The organism is Streptomyces sp. NPDC104367, from assembly GCF_055583825.1.
Genome location: NZ_JBVJND010000009.1, coordinates 274,569 through 294,568, shown reverse-complemented (window position 1 = coordinate 294,568; position 20,000 = coordinate 274,569). Strand labels below are relative to the sequence as shown.

At 70.5% G+C, this 20,000-nt stretch carries 17 protein-coding genes and 4 tRNA genes; 10 read left to right on the top strand and 11 right to left on the bottom strand.

Annotation, left to right across the window (positions count from 1 at the left end; translation table 11 throughout):
• Nucleotides 1–53: 53 nt before the first annotated feature.
• A complete protein-coding gene (locus tag ACZ619_RS16605; protein ID WP_469599174.1) occupies nucleotides 54–578 on the bottom strand; it encodes a hypothetical protein in 525 nt (174 codons plus the stop codon).
• Between the two features lie 76 nt (nucleotides 579–654).
• A complete protein-coding gene (locus ACZ619_RS16600) occupies nucleotides 655–1,005 on the bottom strand; it encodes a metallopeptidase family protein (RefSeq protein ID WP_469599172.1) in 351 nt (116 codons plus the stop codon).
• A 116-nt stretch (nucleotides 1,006–1,121) separates the two neighbouring features.
• Between ACZ619_RS16600 and ACZ619_RS16595 the strand changes: the two genes are divergently transcribed.
• From ACZ619_RS16595 to ACZ619_RS16560, 8 genes are all read left to right on the top strand, one after another.
• Nucleotides 1,122–2,618 (top strand): metallophosphoesterase family protein, encoded by a 1,497-nt coding sequence (locus ACZ619_RS16595; RefSeq protein ID WP_469599170.1) that lies wholly within the window; start codon nucleotides 1,122–1,124, stop codon nucleotides 2,616–2,618.
• 80 nt (nucleotides 2,619–2,698) lie between these two features.
• Nucleotides 2,699–2,771: transfer RNA gene (locus tag ACZ619_RS16590), tRNA-Glu, on the top strand.
• Between the two features lie 37 nt (nucleotides 2,772–2,808).
• A tRNA-Asp gene (locus ACZ619_RS16585) sits at nucleotides 2,809–2,883 on the top strand.
• Nucleotides 2,884–2,907: 24 nt separating this feature from the next.
• Nucleotides 2,908–2,981, top strand: a tRNA-Phe gene (locus ACZ619_RS16580).
• Nucleotides 2,982–3,087: 106 nt separating this feature from the next.
• A complete protein-coding gene (locus ACZ619_RS16575; protein ID WP_469599168.1) occupies nucleotides 3,088–3,480 on the top strand; it encodes a hypothetical protein in 393 nt (130 codons plus the stop codon).
• A gap of 74 nt (nucleotides 3,481–3,554) precedes the next feature.
• The gene (hrpA, locus tag ACZ619_RS16570; RefSeq protein WP_469599166.1) at nucleotides 3,555–7,499 is read left to right on the top strand and encodes an ATP-dependent RNA helicase HrpA; all 3,945 of its coding nucleotides are present in this window, start codon (nucleotides 3,555–3,557) and stop codon (nucleotides 7,497–7,499) included.
• Between the two features lie 93 nt (nucleotides 7,500–7,592).
• Nucleotides 7,593–7,667, top strand: a tRNA-Asp gene (locus ACZ619_RS16565).
• 352 nt (nucleotides 7,668–8,019) lie between these two features.
• Complete coding sequence (locus ACZ619_RS16560; RefSeq protein WP_469599165.1) at nucleotides 8,020–8,220, top strand: DUF6274 family protein; 201 nt, start codon at nucleotides 8,020–8,022, stop codon at nucleotides 8,218–8,220.
• Nucleotides 8,221–8,727: 507 nt separating this feature from the next.
• Here the strand turns inward: ACZ619_RS16560 and bldC are convergent.
• A complete protein-coding gene (gene bldC / locus ACZ619_RS16555) occupies nucleotides 8,728–8,934 on the bottom strand; it encodes a developmental transcriptional regulator BldC (protein ID WP_003949541.1) in 207 nt (68 codons plus the stop codon).
• 619 nt (nucleotides 8,935–9,553) lie between these two features.
• Complete coding sequence (locus tag ACZ619_RS16550) at nucleotides 9,554–10,396, bottom strand: DUF8083 family protein (RefSeq protein ID WP_469599163.1); 843 nt, start codon at nucleotides 10,394–10,396, stop codon at nucleotides 9,554–9,556.
• 236 nt (nucleotides 10,397–10,632) lie between these two features.
• On the opposite strand from ACZ619_RS16550, the gene ACZ619_RS16545 reads away from it, so the two are divergent.
• Together ACZ619_RS16545 and ACZ619_RS16540 are read left to right on the top strand one after the other, a co-directional pair.
• Nucleotides 10,633–11,724, top strand: coding sequence for a Leu/Phe/Val dehydrogenase (locus ACZ619_RS16545; RefSeq protein ID WP_469599161.1), 1,092 nt, complete (start codon nucleotides 10,633–10,635; stop codon nucleotides 11,722–11,724).
• 300 nt (nucleotides 11,725–12,024) lie between these two features.
• Nucleotides 12,025–12,288 carry a DUF3073 domain-containing protein gene (locus ACZ619_RS16540; protein ID WP_469599239.1) on the top strand — a complete coding sequence of 88 codons (264 nt, stop codon included), beginning with the start codon at nucleotides 12,025–12,027 and terminating at the stop codon, nucleotides 12,286–12,288.
• A gap of 84 nt (nucleotides 12,289–12,372) precedes the next feature.
• On the opposite strand, the gene purM is transcribed toward ACZ619_RS16540, so the two are convergent.
• The 7 genes from purM to purS all read right to left on the bottom strand — a co-directional run bounded on the left by purM (nucleotide 12,373) and on the right by purS (nucleotide 19,962).
• Nucleotides 12,373–13,443, bottom strand: coding sequence for a phosphoribosylformylglycinamidine cyclo-ligase (purM, locus tag ACZ619_RS16535; protein WP_469599159.1), 1,071 nt, complete (start codon nucleotides 13,441–13,443; stop codon nucleotides 12,373–12,375).
• 31 nt (nucleotides 13,444–13,474) lie between these two features.
• Nucleotides 13,475–15,004, bottom strand: a complete 1,530-nt coding sequence (purF, locus tag ACZ619_RS16530; RefSeq protein ID WP_469599157.1) for an amidophosphoribosyltransferase — start codon at nucleotides 15,002–15,004, stop codon at nucleotides 13,475–13,477.
• Between the two features lie 221 nt (nucleotides 15,005–15,225).
• The gene (locus ACZ619_RS16525; RefSeq protein ID WP_469599155.1) at nucleotides 15,226–15,648 is read right to left on the bottom strand and encodes an META domain-containing protein; all 423 of its coding nucleotides are present in this window, start codon (nucleotides 15,646–15,648) and stop codon (nucleotides 15,226–15,228) included.
• Nucleotides 15,649–15,718: 70 nt separating this feature from the next.
• Nucleotides 15,719–16,516 (bottom strand): maleylpyruvate isomerase family mycothiol-dependent enzyme, encoded by a 798-nt coding sequence (locus ACZ619_RS16520; RefSeq protein WP_469599153.1) that lies wholly within the window; start codon nucleotides 16,514–16,516, stop codon nucleotides 15,719–15,721.
• Nucleotides 16,517–16,766: 250 nt separating this feature from the next.
• On the bottom strand, nucleotides 16,767–19,025 hold the full coding sequence (purL, locus tag ACZ619_RS16515; protein ID WP_469599151.1) for a phosphoribosylformylglycinamidine synthase subunit PurL: 2,259 nt from the start codon (nucleotides 19,023–19,025) through the stop codon (nucleotides 16,767–16,769).
• Nucleotides 19,022–19,702: a phosphoribosylformylglycinamidine synthase subunit PurQ gene (gene purQ, locus ACZ619_RS16510; protein ID WP_469599149.1), complete on the bottom strand. Its 681-nt coding sequence runs from the start codon at nucleotides 19,700–19,702 to the stop codon at nucleotides 19,022–19,024. The genes purL and purQ overlap by 4 nt, the downstream gene beginning before the upstream one ends.
• Nucleotides 19,699–19,962 (bottom strand): phosphoribosylformylglycinamidine synthase subunit PurS, encoded by a 264-nt coding sequence (gene purS, locus ACZ619_RS16505; RefSeq protein WP_015659417.1) that lies wholly within the window; start codon nucleotides 19,960–19,962, stop codon nucleotides 19,699–19,701. Before purS ends, purQ begins: the two co-directional genes overlap by 4 nt.
• Nucleotides 19,963–20,000: the final 38 nt, after the last annotated feature.

Below are 20,000 nucleotides of genomic sequence, written 5' to 3'. Positions count from 1 at the left end.
ACCGACCGCCCGCCCGCGCCTCCCGGATCGTTTCCCCACAGGCGCCGCCCGGGCTATGCCGGTGTTCCCGCCCGCGGCGCCGGCTCGCGCTGCACCAGCTGCGTCCCCGTGTCCTCGTGGGCCGAGGAGGACGGTTCGGCGGACGGCGGGTCGGGAGTCGGCGGCGGGGGCATGGGGGAGTCCGGCGGCGGTGTGGGGGAGTCCGGCGGGGGCGTGGGCGACGCCGGTGCCCCGGTGGGACCCGCCGGCGCGCCCGGGGGCGCACTCTGCCCCGGCCGCACCGGAGCGGCCGGGGCCGCGCTGCCGCCCCCGGCCGGTTTCACGGACGCCGACGCCGACTCCCCCGGCCGCGCCCTCTCCCCGTGCCCCTGCTTGCCGTCGGCCACCTCACCGCCGTACCCCGTGCCGCCCTCGCCGGACGCCCCGGAACCGCCGTCGGACCCCTCGCCGTCCCGGTGCCCCGCGGAGTGCGACGGCCTGGTCTTCCCCGCGCCGTCCCCCACGTTCACACAGCCGGCGGCAGCCGCGACCGCCATCACCGTGACGGCCAGACGGACGGGTACGTACAAGGGGCGCACTGCGGCCACCTCCGGGGGCGAAGAAAGGAGTCGCCCTGCCCAACTCCCGCCGCCCGCGGGAGGACACGCCGCCCGCTCAGCCGTAGCCGAGCGCGTGCAGCCGCTCGTCGTCGATGCCGAAGTGATGGGCGATCTCGTGCACCACCGTCACCTCGGTCTCCGCGACGACGTCCTCGCGCGAGTCGCACATCCGCAGCGTCGGACCGCGGTAGACGGTGATCCGGTCCGGCAGGACGCCCGCGTACCACTCGCCGCGGTCCGTCAGCGGAGTCCCCTCGTAGAGCCCGAGCAGTTCGGGGTCCGCGGGATCCGGTTCGTCCTCGACGAACACCGCCACGTTGTCCATCAGCCGGGTCAGCTCCGGCGGGATCCGGTCGAGCGCCTCGGCGACCAGTTCCTCGAACTCCTCGCGCGTCATCTCCAGCACAGGCCCATTGTCCGGCACGGAACGCCCGCACGAGCGTCACGAGGGCCCCGGACCCACCGGGCTCCCGGGCCGCGAACCGCCGCATATCAACCACCGAGCCTGGGCATACGGCACCAATGGCCCGCACCCCAGCCCGCCTTCCCGTCCTGGAGCTCGCCGAGGCACACCGCCGGCAGCCCGCCTGGCTGCGCGCCCTCGGCCTGACGGCCGTCGTCCTGATCGGCGCCTGGCTCGGACTCCTGGTCGTCGGGAACGTCCGGGCCCAGGTCGGCCCGATGGACACCACGATGACCCTGCGCCCGTCCCTCACCGGCGGCACGAAGATAAACGTCTCCCCGCTCGGCGCCCTCCAGCTGGACACCCACACCGCGCCGGTCCGCCTGGACGTCAACGTCGACCAGCTCGACCCGGTCCGCTCCCAGGCCCTCGTCGACCACCCCGAGCGCCTCTCCGGGCTCCAGGAGGAGGTCACCCAGGACGTCGAGCACGGCACCCTGGACCTGGCCGAACGGTCCTGCGTCGCCGTCATCTCCGGCGCCACCGCACTCGGCCTCGCCGTCTACCGGCGCCCGCGCCCCGCCCTGGCCGCCGGCGGCCTCGCGCTCGCCCTGCTCGCCGGGTCCGGCGCCACTGCGTACGCCACCTGGAACCCGAAGTCGGTCCTGGAGCCGAGGTTCTCCGGCCTGCTCTCCTCCGCCCCCGCGCTGGTCGGCAACGCGCGCAGCATCGTCACCGAGTTCGACGTGTACCAGAAGGAGCTGGCCCGGCTGGTGACGAACGTGACCAAGCTCTACGACGTCACGTCCACGCTCCCCGCGTACGCGCCGGACCCCACCACCCTGCGCGTCCTGCACGTCTCCGACATCCACCTCAACCCGGCGAGCTGGAAGATCATCGCCTCGCTGGTGGAGCAGTACAAGGTGAACGTGATCGTCGACTCCGGCGACACCATGGACCACGGCACCGCGGCCGAGAACGGCTTCCTGGACCCGGTGGCGGATCTGGGCGTGCCCTATGTGTGGGTGCGGGGCAACCACGACTCCTCCGTCACCCAGCGCCGTCTGGCCCGCATGAGGAACGTGCACGTCCTGGACGACGGCCGGGCCGAGACGGTCGCGGGGCTGCGCTTCGCCGGGATCGGCGACCCCCGGTTCACCCCGGACCGCTCGTCCGTCCCGGGCGGCGACGCGGCCGAGGACCGGGCCGGGGACCGCCTCGCCACGGCCCTGCGGGAGCAGCGGGCGGCCGGGACGCCGGTGGACGTGGCGGTCGTCCACGAGCCGGCGGCGGCCCGGATGACGGACGGCGAGGTCCCGCTGGTGCTGGCGGGCCATCTGCACCACGAGCGGACGGAGCTGCTGCCGCACGGCACCCGGCTCCGGGTCGAGGGCTCCACGGGCGGCAGCGGGCTGCGGGCCGTCGAGGGGAAGTACCCGGACCCGATCGAGGCCTCGATCCTCTACATCGACCGTGACACGCACCGCCTCCAGGCCTGGGACGAGATCGGACTGGGCGGTCTGGGCCAGACGACGGCCGAGGTCAGCCGGCACCTCCCGGCCGAGAACCAGCCGGGCGCCGCACCCTCGTCCCCCTCGCCCTCGGGCAGCCCGTAAACCGTTTTGGCGATACCCCTCGCCATCCCATATGCTTCTCACGTCCCCGACGCGCTGAGAAGCGCCCAGGCGGGCCGATAGCCCTCATCGTCTAGCGGCCTAGGACGCCGCCCTTTCAAGGCGGTAGCACGGGTTCGAATCCCGTTGGGGGCACGCAAGATCGTGTGCGACACTGTTGCACACAAAGCTTGGTCCTGTGGAGCAGTTTGGAGTGCTCGCCACCCTGTCAAGGTGGAGGCCGCGGGTTCAAATCCCGTCAGGACCGCTGAGGTTTCACGTGAAACCTCGTGGCTGGGTAGCTCAGTTGGTACGAGCGATCGCCTGAAAAGCGATAGGTCGCCGGTTCGACCCCGGCCCCAGCCACAAACAGAACAGCCCCTCCGGGAATCCCGGAGGGGCTGTTCTTCTTGGTTCCGAAAGCGCTCGGCGCTAGGTTCTGGCGCGTCGTGACGTCCGCAGGGTGGGGAAGATGAGCCGGGATCAGGAAACGCAGCTGGAGAGGGACCGGGCGCGGTACGGACTGCTCTCCGTCGTGATCGGCAATCTCGCGATCGCCGGGGTCGCGGTCTTCGGCGTCTGGCGGCTCGACGGCGACAAGTCGGTGATCGTCGGCGTCCTCACCGCGGCCTTCACGGCGGTGAGCAGCATGACCACGGCGTATCTCGGGATCAAGGCCGTATCGAACACGGCGAGGTCGATCGCTTCCGCGGCCGCCCCGGCACAGACACCGGTCCCGACGCCGACGCCAACGCCGACCCCCGCACCCGCACCCGCACCCGCACCCGCACCCGCACCCGCACCCGCCAGTGACACCGCTTCGGCTTCCGTCGCTCCGGTGCCTCCGGGGCAGCGCGGACAGTAGGACGGTCCCGGCCGAACCGCCGGAATCAAAAGCGTTCGCCATGGATTTCCCCGAGGTGAGATCCTGGACCGCGTATGTCTACGCATCCCGCCCCCGCCCTCGGCGCCCTCGCCCCCCGCCTGACCGAGCTTTCGCTGCGCGACGCGCACCGGCTCGGGCGCAGGCTGGAAGGCGCGCGCAAGATCCGTAAGCCGGAGGCCCGCGCCGCCGTCCTCGCCGAGATCGAGGCGGAGGTGGCCAGGGCCGAGGACCGGATGGCCGGCCGGCGGGCCGTCGTGCCCGCCGTCTCGTACCCCGAGCAGCTGCCCGTCAGCCAGAAGAAGGACGAGATCGCCGAGGCGATACGCGATCACCAGGTCGTGATCGTGGCCGGCGAGACCGGCTCCGGCAAGACCACCCAGATCCCGAAGATCTGTCTGGAGCTGGGGCGGGGCGTCCGGGGCATGATCGGACACACCCAGCCGCGCCGGATCGCCGCCCGTACCGTCGCCGAGCGGGTGGCGGAGGAGCTGCGGACGCCGCTCGGCGAGGCCGTCGGCTGGAAGGTCCGCTTCACCGACCAGGTGAACCAGGACGCCACCTTCGTCAAGCTGATGACGGACGGCATCCTGCTCGCCGAGATCCAGACCGACCGCGAGCTGCGCGCCTACGACACGATCATCATCGACGAGGCCCACGAGCGGTCCCTCAACATCGACTTCCTGCTGGGCTACCTGGCCCAGCTGCTGCCGAAGCGGCCGGACCTGAAGGTCGTGATCACCTCCGCGACCATCGACCCCGAGCGGTTCTCCCGGCACTTCGGCGACGCCCCCATCGTCGAGGTCAGCGGCCGGACCTACCCGGTCGAGGTGCGCTACCGCCCGCTCCTCGAAGAGGACTCCGAGGACGCCGACCGGGACCAGATCACCGCCATCTGCGACGCCGTGGAGGAGCTCCAGGGCGAGGGACAGGGCGACATCCTCGTCTTCCTCTCCGGAGAACGGGAGATCCGCGACACCGCGGACGCGCTGGAGAAGCGCAAGTACCGGTTCACCGAGGTGCTGCCCCTCTACGCCCGGCTCTCGCACGCCGAGCAGCACCGCGTCTTCCAGCCGCACACCGGTCGCAGGATCGTTCTGGCGACCAACGTCGCCGAGACCTCCCTCACCGTCCCCGGCATCAAGTACGTCATCGACCCCGGGTTCGCCCGGATCAGCCGCTACAGCCACCGCACCAAGGTCCAGCGGCTGCCCATCGAGCCGATCAGCCAGGCCAGCGCCAACCAGCGCAAGGGCCGCTGCGGCCGTACCTCCGACGGCATCTGCATCCGGCTCTACGACGAGGAGGACTTCCTCGGCCGGCCGGAGTTCACGGACGCCGAGATCCTGCGCACGAACCTCGCCTCCGTCATCCTCCAGATGACCGCGGCCGGCCTCGGCGACATCGAGAAGTTCCCCTTCATCGACCCGCCGGACCACCGCAACATCCGCGACGGTGTGCAGCTGCTCCAGGAGCTGGGCGCGATCGACCCGGCCGAGAAGGACGTCCGCAAGCGGCTCACCGACACCGGCCGCAAGCTCGCCCAGCTGCCGGTCGACCCGCGTCTGGCACGCATGGTCCTGGAGGCCGACAGGAACGGCTGTGTCCGCGAGGTCATGGTCATCACCGCCGCGCTCTCCATCCAGGACCCGCGCGAGCGCCCGGCCGACAAGCAGACCCAGGCCGACCAGCAGCACGCCCGCTTCCGCGACGAGACCAGCGACTTCCTCGCCTTCCTCAACCTGTGGGCGTACGTCAGGGAGCAGCAGCGCGAGCGGGGCTCCAGCTCGTTCCGGCGGATGTGCAAGCAGGAGTACCTGAACTTCCTGCGCATCCGCGAGTGGCAGGACATCTACACGCAGCTGCGCACGGTCGCCAAGCAGATGGGCATCCACCTCAACGAGGAGGACGCCCCGGGCGACCGCGTGCACGTCTCCCTCCTCGCCGGACTCCTGTCCCACGTGGGCATGAAGGACGTGAAGGACGGCGCGAAGAACGAGTACCTGGGGGCGCGCAGCGCCAAGTTCGCGATCTTCCCGGGCTCGGCGCTGTTCAAGAAGACGCCCCGGTTCGTGATGTCGGCCGAGCTGGTGGAGACCAGCAGGCTCTGGGCCCGGGTCAACGCCAGGATCGAGCCGGAGTGGGTGGAGCCCCTCGCCGGGCACCTCCTCAAGCGGACGTACAGCGAACCGCACTGGGAGAAGGACCAGGCCGCCGTGATGGCGTTCGAGAAGGTCACGCTGTACGGCGTACCGATCGTCGCCGACCGGAAGGTGAACTACGGCCGGATCGACCCCGAGGTCAGCCGCGAGCTTTTCATTCGCAACGCGCTGGTCGAGGGCGACTGGCGGACCCACCACAAGTTCTTCGCCGACAACCGCAGGCTCCTCAGCGAGGTCGAGGAGCTGGAGCACCGGGCGCGGCGCCGGGACATCGTGGTCGACGACGACGCCCTCTTCGACTTCTACGACCAGCGGGTGCCCGAACACGTCGTCTCGGGCGCGCACTTCGACTCCTGGTGGAAGCACAAGCGGCACGAGCAGCCGGAGTTCCTGGACTTCGAGCGCGAGATGCTGATCCGGGAGTCGGCCGAGGCGGTCACCAAGGCCGACTATCCGGACTCCTGGCGGCAGGGGCAGCTGAAGTTCCGGGTGACGTACCAGTTCGAGCCGGGCGCGGACGCCGACGGCGTGACCGTCCACATCCCGCTCCACGTCCTCAACCAGGTCGCGGACGAGGGCTTCGACTGGCAGATCCCGGGCCTGCGGGAGGAGGTGGTCACGGAGCTGATCCGGACCCTCCCGAAGCCGATCCGCCGCAACTACGTGCCCGCGCCGAACTTCGCGAAGCGCTTCCTGGACACCGCGGTGCCGCTCCAGGAGCCGCTCACCACGACCATGGCCCGCGAGCTCAAGCGGATGGTCGGCGTGCCCTTCGAGGCCGAGGACTTCGACTGGGCGAGGGTCCCCGACCACCTCAGGATCACCTTCCGGATCGTCGACGAGCGGCGCCGGAAGCTGGCCGAGGACAAGGACCTGGAGTCGCTGCGGCTCCGGCTGAGGCCGAAGGCGCGGCAGGCGCTCTCCCAGGCGGCCGCCGCCACCGCCTCCCGCGAGGGCGGCGAGTCCCTGGAGCGCAAGGGGCTCACCGACTGGACGATCGGCACGCTCACCCGCGTCTTCGAGACGCGCCGGGCCGGACAGCCGGTCAAGGCCTACCCGGCGCTCGTGGACGACGGCGACACGGTCTCCGTACGCCTCTTCGACACCGAGGAGGAGCAGGCCGAGGCGATGTGGAAGGGCATGCGCCGGCTGATCCTGCGCAACATCCCGGTCAACCCGGCGAAGTTCGCGTCGGAGAAGCTCACCAACGCCCAGAAGCTGGCCCTGTCGGCCAATCCGCACGGCACGATCCAGGCCCTGTTCGACGACTGCGCGATGGCCGCGGCCGACAAGCTGATCGCCGACTTCGGCGGGCCGGTGTGGGACGAGGAGTCGTACCGGAAGCTGTACGACAAGGTGCGCGCCGAGATCGTCGACACGACGGTCCGCACGGTCGCGCAGGTACAGCAGGTGCTCGCGGCGTGGCAGGCCTGTGAACGCCGTCTGAAGGCCGTACGGAGCCCCGCGCTGCTGGCGAACCTGACGGACGTCCGCAAGCAGTTGGACGCCCTCGTGAAGCCCGGCTTCGTCACCTGGGCGGGGATACGGCGGCTGCCCGACCTGATGCGTTACCTGGTGGCCGCGGACCGCCGTCTGCAGCAGATGCCGACGAACGCGCAGCGGGACACCACGCGCATGGAGAAGGTCCACGAGATGCAGGACGAGTACGCCTGGCTCCTGGAGCAGCTGCCGAGGGGGCGGCCGGTGCCGCAGCAGGTGCTGGACATCCGCTGGATGCTGGAGGAGCTGCGGGTCAGCTATTTCGCCCACGCGCTGGGCACGGCGTACCCGGTCTCCGACAAGCGGATCGTGAAGGCGATCGACACGGCGGCTCCGTAACCGACCGGCCACGCCGGGTGAGTTCGACCAGGCCCCTCCCCCTCCTGTACAGTCCTTCTCGCAGCACAGCGAAGGCAAAGTGCCGCGAAACCTGGTCCTGTGGAGCAGTTTGGAGTGCTCGCCACCCTGTCAAGGTGGAGGCCGCGGGTTCAAATCCCGTCAGGACCGCACGAAACCGAGGCCCGCATCCCGCAAGGGATGCGGGCCTCGGGCGTATCCGGGAACCGGGGAATTGCGCCAGGGGCGGGCGGAGGGGAAGGCCCGCATCCCGCCACGGGGAGCGGGGCCTTCGCGTACTGCCGGCGACGGTGCGCCGGGCAGGCGGCCCGCAGCCTGCGCGGGACGCGGGCGTTCGCGTCGCGGACTCACTCTCGGTGCGCCCCGCACCCTCCATGACGTCCGCTTTCCGCCATCGCGCCGGTGGCCGGGGGCAGGACCCGCGCCCTTGACGGCGTCACATTCGCTCGGTACCCAGAAGACAGGGTTCGCTTCCCCCCTGGCCCCCTTCTGGAGGTGGCGTATGGCGGCTTCGGCGCGGCACGAGACACGGGCGTTGCTGAGGGCCCATCTGGCGGCCGCCACGTCGTACCGGCACCTGACCCGTCACTGTCCCGTCTGCCACCGCCTGCTGCGGCTGGCGATGGACTCCGCCCCGCACCCCGCCGAGGCCCCCGAGGACGCCGTGGACGCCGTGGCGGACGAGGACCCCGTCGGCGCGTGAGCGACGCCGTCGGCCCAACGGCCGTACTCCCGTGGGGCGGTGGCGGACACGGCTCCTCGCGCCGCTCCTCTAGCGCACCTGGGGCAACACAAACAACCCGTGCGGTATGTGACGGGTGTCACTGCACGAGTTTCCGAAACCACGGTATTTACCCCCCTCCTACAACTGGTCAATTTAATATGTGCAATTGCACCCCACCCCGGACCCGCCTCGGAGCCCGTTCCGGGTGCATCCACAGCAGATCCGACACCCTCGCCCAGACTCCGACAAGGCTGCTCACAGAGGCGCTGGTTACGGTCGGAGAAGGCCCCAAGGACGCACAAAAAAGATCGCGCTGGACCCGGCGGAGTCCAGCGCGATCTACGACGCACCCTGTGTCGCTGCCTGTGAAGTTCTTGTCGGCCTGGGCGTGGGCCCCGTTGGGGCAGGTCCCGCGTCGCTCGGAGCTAGGGTTCGGGCGTTCCGGCCAGTTGGGGGACCGGTCGGTTCTGCCCGCTATTCAGTTGGTCAGGCCTCGCTGCGCTGCTGCGGGATACCCGCGAGCAGAGCGCGGACCTCAGCCTCGCGGTAACGGCGGTGTCCGCCGAGCGTGCGAATCGACGTGAGCTTGCCGGCCTTCGCCCACCGCGTGACCGTCTTGGGGTCGACGCGGAACATGGTGGCGACCTCAGCCGGGGTCAGCAGCGGCTCGGCATCAGGGGTGCGAGCGGTCATGAGCGGCCTCCTCGGGAGAACCGAACCTTCTCGGTTCTTTCCTCTAAATTCTGCACCTTGACCCGCGTTGCCCGAAATGGCGGACGCGAGTCGAGTCGGTTATAGGACGAACGGCTTGTCCTCGGCACTACAACTACACCATCCGTCCAGCCGCGTCGGCCAAACCGATGGAATTGCCCTCCCAGGTAGTCATCAGCCGCGGAAGCCGATGGACCATGCCATAGCGGACAGTCACACCACTGTGACGATCAGTCACAGGACGATCCGGAGTCATCAGACCCCCCAAGGCGCGTGCAATGCTGAGATTCCGCCCACAGTGCACCACATCTGGACGGAAGGAGCCCTCCCCGGACTCCTTGTCCTATTTTGGCACGAGGAGTGGCAAGAGGCGCAAGAGCCGTGTAAGTGCGGTCCGTCACCCTTGACGCAAAAGCCCGGATCGGGACCAACGTCCCGTGCGGTCACTGAAGTGCCGTCAACGTACGTTGTTTCACGCCGTCCAGGCCGTGATGTACATCACTCACCACTTACACGTCACCCAGGTGTCATCCGACTGTCACACCATCAGACAACCCGACACTTTGTACGGATCACTCGGCAAGAATGCTCAGACCCGGACTCAATTCGCGGATCTGCGGTCCCGTACCGCCCGCCACCGCGCCACCAGCCGGCCGTACGCCTCACCGGCCCGGGACCCGTCGCCCTGCCGCAGCGCCTCGATGCCGGCCGCCACGTCCGCGGCCGAGTGGTCGTCCTCCAGGTCCCCGGCCGGCAGCGCGTGCACCAGGCCGCCGTAGTCGAGTTCGACCAGGGAGCGCGGGTGGAACTCCTCCAGCCAGCGGCCGACGTCCACCAGACCGTCGATCAGCGGCCCCTCCTCGACCGTGTCCCTGAGCGTGCGCAGCGCCCGGGCCACCCGGCGCCGGGCCTGCACCATCGGCGTGCGGTAGCGCAGCATCGGGGGGATCTCGCCGGTGCCCTTCTCGTACCGGCGCTCCTCGTCGGAGACCAGCACGAACCAGTTCAGCGGCACCTGCCAGGTCGCCGTCCGGATCCAGGGCCGGCAGTCGGGGTTGCGGACCAGCCAGCGCTCGTAGTCCATCGTGGCCTGGCGGCGCACCACCGGCGGCAGCATCGCGTCCAGCACCGTCCCCGGCAGCTCGTCCGAGAGCTCCTGGAGGGCCTGCCAGCCGCGCAGCCGGGTCCGCCACGGGCAGACGCACACCACGCCGTCGACCTCCAGGACGAAGGCCTCCGCGCTCTCCCGCACCGGCACCGGGACCGGCGGGGTGGGCAGCAAGTCGGCCAGGGAGCGCCGGAGTTCGTCCTGGTAGGAGGGGCGGTCGGAGCGGCGGGCATAGCGCGTCCAGTGACCGCGCTCCGGCTCCGGGAAGGCGGCCAGCGGCTCGTACACACGCAGGTACGTCGCGTAGGGGACGACCACCGAGGACACCTTGGGCACGCCTGCTCCCTCCCCATCGGACCGGGCTCGAAAACAGCGGAACCCGTGCCGTCGCCGGCCCGGGAAACCCCAGCAGATCGTCCCACGCTCATACGTGCGCACAGGGCACGGGAGAGTGATCCTGAACACTGCACGGATGGTGGGTCGGCAGGAGCCCTACGCTCATGCCACGGCACCCGCCACCTGTACGGGGAGCCGAGCTTCCACCCCGCCGAACACAACCGGGAGTCACCACAGTGACCGACGTTTCCAGCGGCGTCCTGCACACCCTGTTCCACTCGGACCAGGGCGGTCACGAGCAGGTCGTGCTCTGCCAGGACCGCAAGAGCGGCCTCAAGGCCGTCATCGCCATCCACTCCACCGCGCTGGGCCCCGCCCTCGGCGGCACCCGCTTCTACCCGTACGCGACCGACGAGGAGGCCGTCGCCGACGCCCTCAACCTCGCGCGCGGGATGTCGTACAAGAACGCCATGGCCGGGCTCGACCACGGCGGCGGCAAGGCCGTGATCATCGGGGACCCCGAGCGCGACAAGACCGAGCAGCTGCTGCTCGCCTACGGGCGCTTCGTGGCCTCGCTCGGCGGCCGCTACGTCACCGCCTGCGACGTCGGCACCTATGTCGCCGACATGGACGTCGTGGCCCGCGAGTGCCGCTGGACCACCGGCCGCTCCCCCGAGAACGGCGGCGCCGGCGACTCCTCCGTGCTCACCGCGTACGGCGTCTACCAGGGCATGCGCGCCAGCGCCCAGCACCTGTGGGGCGACCCCTCGCTGCGCGGCCGCACCGTCGGCATCGCGGGCGTCGGCAAGGTCGGCCACCACCTGGTGGAACACCTGCTGGAGGAGGGCGCCGGGGTGGTCGTCACCGACGTGCGCCGGGAGGCCGTCGGCCGGATCTCCGACCGCCACCCGCAGGTGCGGGTCGCCGCCGACACCGACGCGCTGATCCGCGTCGAGGGCCTGGACATCTACGCCCCCTGCGCGCTCGGCGGCGCCCTGAGTGACGAGTCCGTGCCGGCGCTGACCGCCAAGGTGGTGTGCGGCGCGGCCAACAACCAGCTCGCCCACCCCGGCGTCGAGAAGGACCTCGCCGACCGCGGCATCCTCTACGCGCCCGACTACGTGGTGAACGCCGGCGGGGTCATCCAGGTCGCCGACGAACTGAACGGGTTCGACTTCGACCGGTGCAGGGCGAAGGCGGCGAAGATCTTCGACACCACGCTGGCCATATTCGCACGTGCGAAGGAGGACGGGATTCCGCCGGCCGCCGCGGCCGACCGGATCGCCGAACAGCGGATGCACGAAGCGAGAACGGCGGACGGCCGCTGATCGAACGCCGGGTTTCCGGACACGTTTTCGGTACCTGCCGGCGGACGGTTGGAGAGAACTCTCACGTTCGTCGGCGGGTCGCCCGCCAGGAAGTGGTTAAAATCGTCGTTGACCAGCGGGGACGGGGCACCTCGCGGGTCATCGGGGCAGGCGCGTGGTGCGGGCGACGTACCGTATGGGCGCGGGCTCAGGTACCGTGGAAGCCCTACGGACCGGTCTCTCCGAGGAGAGCCCGTTCCGGATCATGAACGCGTGTCAGACTCTGGGGCCGTCGAGCCCCGTCACCGAGGGGGTCGAGCCATGGGGCGCGGCCGGGCCAAGGCCAAGCAGACGAAGGTCGCCCGCCAGCTGAAGTACAACAGCGGTGGGACTGATCTGTCACGTCTGGCCAGCGAGCTGGGCGCATCGACTTCGAGCCAGCCGCCGAACGGCGAGCCGTTCGAGGACGACGACGAGGACGACGACCCGTACGCCCAGTACGCGGATCTCTACAACGACGACGATGACGACGGGGACGAGGACGACCAGTCCGGTCCCACGTCCCAGCATCGTCGCGGTGCTTGACGTACCACTTCCCAGCAGTTCACGTAGCAACTGCACCTACCCGGTCCGGGGCGTACATCGCCGGACCGGGTTTCGTGCTGCGCGTCAGGCGTAGTCCCCCACCAGTTCCGCACCGGTGGTGTGCGCGCCGCGCTCCGTGATCTCGCCGGCGACCCAGGCCTCGACACCGCGGTCGGCCAGTGTGGCGAGCGCCACCTCCACCGATTCCTGCGGGACGATCGCGATCATGCCGACGCCCATGTTGAGCGTCTTCTCCAGTTCGAGCCGCTCGACCTGGCCGGTCCGGCCCACCAGGTCGAAGATCGGACCCGGGGTCCAGGTGGCGCGGTCGACCGTCGCGTGCAGGTGGTCCGGGATCACCCGGGCCAGGTTCGCCGCGAGTCCGCCGCCGGTCACGTGGCTGAAGGCGTGCACCTCGGCGGTGCGGATCAGCGCCAGGCAGTCCAGCGAGTAGATCTTGGTGGGCTCCAGGAGTTCCTCGCCGAGGGTCCGGCCCAGCTCCTCGACACGGGCGTCGAGCGCGAGCCCCGCCTGGTTCAGCAGGACGTGCCGGACCAGGGAGTACCCGTTGGAGTGAAGCCCGGAGGACGCCATGGCGATCACCGCGTCACCCGTACGGATACGATCCGCGCCCAGCAGCCGGTCGGCCTCCACGACGCCCGTACCGGCGCCGGCGACGTCGAAGTCGTCCGCGCCCAGCAGACCCGGGTGCTCGGCCGTCTCGCCGCCCACCAGGGCGCAGCCGGCCAGCACACAGCCCTCGGCGATGCCCTTGACGATGGCGGCGACCCGCTCCGGGTGGACCTTGCCGACGCAGATGTAGTCGGTCATGAACAGCGGCTCGGCACCGCACACCACGATGTCGTCCATGACCATCGCGACCAGGTCGTGGCCGATGGTGTCGTACACGCCCAGCTGCCGGGCGATGTCGACCTTGGTGCCCACGCCGTCCGTGGCGGAGGCGAGCAGCGGGCGCTCGTAGTGCTTGAGGGCGGAGGCGTCGAAGAGGCCGGCGAAGCCGCCGAGGCCGCCGAGGACCTCGGGGCGCTGCGTCTTCTTCACCCACTCCTTCATCAGCTCTACGGCGCGGTCGCCCGCCTCGATGTCGACACCGGCAGCCGCGTAGGAGGCACCGGAGGGCTGGCTCTCAGACATTGCCTGGGATCTTTCGGGTTGATGACGGGGCTTACGGGCGACGGATCGCGTCGGCCGCGGCCGTGGCTGCCGGACCGGCGGCCAGCTCGGTCTCCAGGAGCTGCTTGCCGAGCAGCTCGGGGTCCGGGAGCTCCATCGGGTACTCGCCGTCGAAGCAGGCACGGCACAGGTTCGGCTTGGCGATGGTGGTCGCCTCGATCATGCCGTCGATGGAGATGTACGCCAGGGAGTCGGCGCCGAGCGAGGTGCCGATCTCGTCGATGCTCATGCCGTTGGCGATCAACTCCGCGCGGGTGGCGAAGTCGATGCCGAAGAAGCACGGCCACTTCACGGGCGGGGAGGAGATCCGGATGTGGACCTCGGCCGCGCCCGCCTCCCGGAGCATCCGCACCAGCGCGCGCTGGGTGTTGCCGCGCACGATCGAGTCGTCGACGACGACCAGGCGCTTGCCCTTGATGACTTCCTTGAGCGGGTTGAGCTTCAGACGGATGCCCAGCTGCCGGATGGTCTGCGAGGGCTGGATGAAGGTCCGGCCGACGTAGGCGTTCTTGACCAGACCGTTGCCGAAGGGAATTCCCGAGGCCTCCGCGTAGCCGATGGCGGCCGGCGTTCCGGACTCCGGGGTCGCTATCACCATGTCGGCGTCGACCGGGGCTTCCTTGGCGAGCTTCCGGCCCATCTCCACCCGGGAGAGGTAGACGTTGCGCCCGGCGATGTCGGTGTCGGGGCGGGCCAGGTACACGTACTCGAAGACACAGCCCTTGGGCTTCGCGTCAGCGAATCGGGAGGTACGCAGGCCGTTCTCGTCGATGGCGACGAACTCGCCCGGCTCGATCTCGCGCACATAGCTGGCGCCGCAGATGTCGAGCGCGGCCGACTCGGAGGCGACCACCCAGCCGCGCTCCAGGCGGCCGAGGACCAGCGGGCGGATGCCCTGCGGGTCACGGGCCGCGTAGAGGGTGTGCTCGTCCATGAAGACGAGCGAGAAGGCGCCGCGCACCTTCGGGAGGACCGCGTGGGCGGCCTCCTCGATGGTCAGCGGCTTGCCGTCCTCGTCGACCTGGGCCGCGAGGAGCGCGGTGAGCAGGTCGGTGTCGTTGGTGGCCGCGACCCGGGTGGAGCGGCCGTTGTGGTCCTTGGGGAGGGCGGCGACCATCTCGGCGAGCTGCGCCGTGTTGACCAGGTTGCCGTTGTGGCCGAGCGCGATCGAGCCGTGCGCGGTGGCACGGAACGTCGGCTGGGCGTTCTCCCAGACGGAGGCACCGGTGGTCGAGTAGCGGGCGTGACCGACCGCGATATGACCCTGGAGCGATCCGAGGGAGGTCTCGTCGAAGACCTGGGAGACCAGCCCCATGTCCTTGAAGACGAGGATCTGGGAGCCGTTGCTGACCGCGATACCCGCGGATTCCTGGCCCCGATGTTGGAGGGCGTAGAGCCCGAAGTACGTGAGCTTGGCGACCTCTTCACCGGGAGCCCAGACACCGAAGACGCCGCATGCGTCCTGGGGGCCTTTCTCACCGGGGAGCAGATCGTGATTGAGGAGACCGTCACCACGTGGCACGCCACCGAGTGTAGGCGAGATCGACCACTGGTCCGAATTGGGGATACACGGCCGTAATGGATCTACGACGGCGGCCGCTGTTGTGGCTTTCTCCATTTCCGCTGGTCAGCGCGGCGGGAGGAAGCTCCAGAAGGGGGCCGCCCAGCTGTGCCGGTGCCGGCGCAACCCCCTCACACGGTATCCGTGAGTGAGGTGTCGCACATCATTCGGGGGTCCGGAGGTCACTTCCTGGACAGCTGGACCCGGTCGCCGCCGGGGGTGGTGAGGGTGAGTTCCCGGCCCTGGACCGTCGTGGTGAGCGGTCCGGCGGCGAGCGTCCGGGCGAGCGCCCGCTCGAAGGTCATCCGGGCGTCGTCGCAGGCCATGCGGGTGGTCCGGGCGTGGCTGAGCCGCAGCAGGCCGTCCGTGACCAGGGCGGTCGCGCTGAACTGGTTGCAGCCGTAGCTGCCGGCGGCCCGGCCGTCGTCGATCTTCATATGGGCGTGCGCCGGGGCGCGGAGGGTGCTGCCGTCGACGGTCACGCTGTCGACGGTCCAGTCGATACCGGTCACCTGCTGCGCGTCGCCCACCGAACCGCTCCCCGTGTCCGTCCGCCCGCCGCCGCAGGCCACCGCGAACAGGACGGTGGCCGCCGCGAGGATCATGCGCCACTTGTACCTGTACATGCTGGTTCGACGGATCGCACCGGGAGACCGGTTCCCCGGACCGGTCCGCTCAGCCCATCAGCGGCAGGTAGGGGCCGAGGTCGGCGCGCTCCCCGCTGGCCCTGACCTCGGCCTCCCGCACCGCCTCCGGCCACCCCAGCCGTCCGGTGGCCAGCCGGATCCAGGTCAGCGGGTCGGTCTCGACGACGTTCGGCGGGGTGCCCCGGGTGTGCCGGGGCCCCTCGACGCACTGCACCACGGCGTACGGCGGCACCCGCACCTCGGTGGAGCCGCCGGGCGCCCTCACCGCGAGCGCGTCGGCGAGCAGCCGGGTGCAGGCGGCCAGGGCCTGCCGGTCGTAGGGCACGTCGAGGCCCGGGACGGCCGCGGCGAGGTCGTCGGTGTGGACGACGAGCTCGACGGTCCGGGTGACGAGGTAGTCGTCGAGGGACATCGCGCCGGCGCCGGTGGCGAGCAGCCGGGTGCCGGGGTGCTCGGCGAGCAGGGCGCGGAAGCCGAGGTCGATGTCGGCGAGGTAGGCGTCGAGGTCGGGGTGTCCGGCGGCGAGGCGACCGGTGAACTCGGCGATGGCGGTGGCGTTGCGGGCGGTCCGGAAGGGCCAGTCGAGCGGTGCCGTGTCGGCCCTGGCGGGCGCGGGTTCGGCCAGGGCCCGGTGGACCGCGGTGACCGCCATGCCGAGGTGGGCGGCCAGGTCGCGGACGGTCCAGGTGCCGAGCCGGGTGGGGAGCGCGAGCTGCTCGGGGGTGAGCCCCCGGACCGCCTCCCGCACATGGCCGAACTGGGCGAGGACAGCGGCGCGCGTCCGCGCCGGATCGTAACTGCGCACACGCTTCTTGGCCTGGGGCATGCCGGTGAGCCTATGCAGGGCCGGGGGTCCGCCGCGAGCGGTACGGCCGGAGTCCGCGGCGGCCGACGGGCAGCGGACGGGGGCATCGCGGAGCCCCCTCCGGCACGCCGCGACCGCCGGCGTACGCCGCCCGGCCGGATGCGGAACGACCGGCCCCCGGCCGGATGCGGAACAGCCGGCCGGATCACTCCGTGCGGACGCGGAACGGCCCCGCCTGTCGGTGCAGGCGGGGCCGTCGCGGTGGTGCGGGTTACGCGAGCAGGGCCTCGATCGTGCCCTCGTGCGCCTCGCGGAGTTCGGCCAGGGTGAGGCTGAACTCGCCCTGGACCTCGACCGTGTCGCCGTCGACGACACCGATGCGGGTGACCGGCAGGCCGCGCGCACCGCACATGTCGTTGAAGCGGACCTCCTCCGAGCGCGGCACGGCGACGATCGCGCGGCCGGCCGACTCGGAGAGCAGGAACGTGAACGCGTCGAGCCCGTCCGGTACGACCAGCCGCGCGCCCTTGCCGCCGAGCAGCGCCGACTCCACGACCGCCTGGACCAGACCGCCGTCCGACAGGTCGTGGGCCGAGTCGATCATGCCGTCGCGGGAGGCGGAGATCAGGATCTCGGCCAGCAGCCGCTCCCGCTCCAGGTCCACCTTCGGGGGCAGGCCGCCGAGGTGGTCGTGGACGACCTGGGACCAGGCCGAGCCGCCGAACTCCTCACGGGTGTCGCCGAGGAGGTAGAGCAGCTGCCCCTCCTCCTGGAAGGCGACCGGCGTCCGGCGCGCGACGTCGTCGATCACGCCGAGGACCGCCACGACCGGGGTCGGGTGGATGGCCGCCTCGCCCGTCTGGTTGTAGAGCGAGACGTTGCCGCCGGTCACCGGGGTGCCCAGCTGGAGGCAGCCGTCCGCCAGACCGCGCACGGCCTCGGCGAACTGCCACATCACCGCCGGGTCCTCGGGCGAACCGAAGTTCAGGCAGTCGGAGACGGCGAGCGGCCTGGCACCGGTCGTCGCCACGTTCCGGTAGGCCTCGGCCAGCGCCAGCTGCGCGCCCGTGTACGGGTCGAGCTTGGCGTAGCGGCCGTTGCCGTCGGTCGCGATGGCGACGCCGAGGCCGCTCTCCTCGTCGACGCGGATCATGCCCGAGTCCTCGGGCTGCGCCAGCACGGTGTTGCCCTGCACGAAGTGGTCGTACTGCGAGGTGATCCACTTCTTGGAGGCCTGGTTCGGGGAGCCGACCAGCCGGAGGACCTGGTCCTTCAGCTCCTCGGCCGACGCCGGGCGGGCCAGCTTGTTCGCGTCGTCCGCCTGGAGCTCGTCCTGCCAGGACGGGCGGGCGTACGGGCGCTCGTAGACCGGGCCGTCGTGCGCGACGGTGCGCGGGTCGACGTCGACGATCTTCCCGCCGTGCCAGAAGATCTCCAGGCGGTCGCCGTCGGTGACCTCGCCGATGACGGTGGCGATGACGTCCCACTTGGCGCAGATCTCCAGGAACCGCTCGACCTTCGCCGGCTCGACGACCGCGCACATGCGTTCCTGCGACTCGCTCATGAGGATTTCCTCGGGCGAGAGCGTCGAGTCGCGCAGCGGGACGTCGTCCAGGGTGACGGTCATGCCGCCGGAGCCGTTCGAGGCGAGCTCGGAGGTCGCGCAGGAGAGGCCGGCCGCGCCGAGGTCCTGGATGCCGACGACCAGCTTCTCCCGGAAGGCCTCCAGGGTGCACTCGATGAGGAGCTTCTCCTGGAAGGGGTCGCCGACCTGGACCGCGGGGCGCTTGGAGGGCTTCGCGTCGTCGAAGGTCTCGGAGGCAAGGATCGACGCGCCGCCGATGCCGTCGCCGCCGGTCCGGGCGCCGTACAGGATGACCTGGTTGCCGGCGCCGGAGGCCTTGGCGAGGTGGATGTCCTCGTGCCGCATGACGCCGATGGCACCGGCGTTGACCAGCGGGTTGCCCTGGTAGCAGGCGTCGAAGACGACCTCGCCGCCGATGTTCGGCAGGCCCAGGCAGTTGCCGTAGCCGCCGATGCCGGCGACGACGCCGGGCAGCACGCGCTTGGTGTCGGGGTGGTCGGCGGCACCGAAGCGCAGCGGGTCCACGACCGCGACCGGGCGGGCGCCCATGGCGATGATGTCGCGGACGATGCCGCCGACACCGGTGGCCGCGCCCTGGTAGGGCTCGACGTAGGACGGGTGGTTGTGGGACTCGACCTTGAAGGTGACCGCGTAGCCCTGGCCGACGTCGACGACACCGGCGTTCTCGCCGATGCCGACGAGGAGGGCGTCGGACTGCGGGGCCTTCTCGCCGAACTGGCGCAGGTGCACCTTCGACGACTTGTACGAGCAGTGCTCGGACCACATGACCGAGTACATGGCGAGCTCGGCGCCGGTCGGGCGGCGCCCGAGGATCTCCACGACCCGCTCGTACTCGTCCTTCTTCAGACCGAGTTCGGCCCAGGGCAGCTCGACGTCGGGGGTCGCGGCCGCGTGCTCGACCGTGTCCAGAGGCGTCCGGCTCATGCGTTGACCAGCTTCTTGAGGATCGAGGTGAAGAAGGGGAGGCCGTCGGTGCGGCCGGTGCCGATGAGCGGCTCCACGGCGTGCTCCGGGTGCGGCATCAGGCCGACGACGTTGCCCGCCTCATTGGTGATACCGGCGATGTCGCGGAGCGAGCCGTTCGGGTTGAAGTCCACGTAGCGGAAGACCACCCGGCCCTCGGCCTCCAGCTGGTCGAGCGTGTACTCGTCGGCGACGTACCGGCCGTCCATGTTCTTCAGCGGGATGTGGATCTCCTGGCCCTCGCGGTAGTCGCCGGTCCAGGCCGTCCCCGCGTTCTCCACCCGCAGCTTCTGGTCGCGGCAGATGAAGTGGAGGTGGTTGTTGCCGAGCATCGCGCCCGGGAGCAGGTGCGCCTCGGTGAGGATCTGGAAGCCGTTGCAGATACCGAGGACCGGGAGGCCGGTCTTCGCCTGCTCGATGACGGACTCCATCACCGGCGAGAAGCGGGAGATGGCGCCGGCCCGCAGATAGTCGCCGTAGGAGAAACCGCCGGGGAGGACGACCGCGTCGACCTGGTGGAGGTCCTTGTCCTTGTGCCAGAGGGCCACCGGTTCGGCGCCCGCGAGGCGGATCGCGCGCTGGGTGTCCCGGTCGTCGAGACTTCCCGGGAAAGTGACGACGCCAATACGAGCGGTCACTTCGCGGCCTCCGCCACTTCCTCCACCTTGACGGTGAAGTCCTCGATCACGGTGTTGGCGAGGAAGGATTCCGCAAGATCGTGGATGCGGGCGAGCGCGGCCTCGTCGACCGGCCCGTCAACTTCCAGTTCGAATCGCTTTCCCTGACGTACGTCGGAGATGCCTTCGAAACCCAGGCGCGGCAGCGCACGCTGGACCGCCTGGCCCTGGGGGTCGAGGATCTCCGGCTTGAGCATGACGTCGACTACGACGCGTGCCACTGGCACTCCCGGTGTTGTGGTGCTGGCTGCTGAGCAGA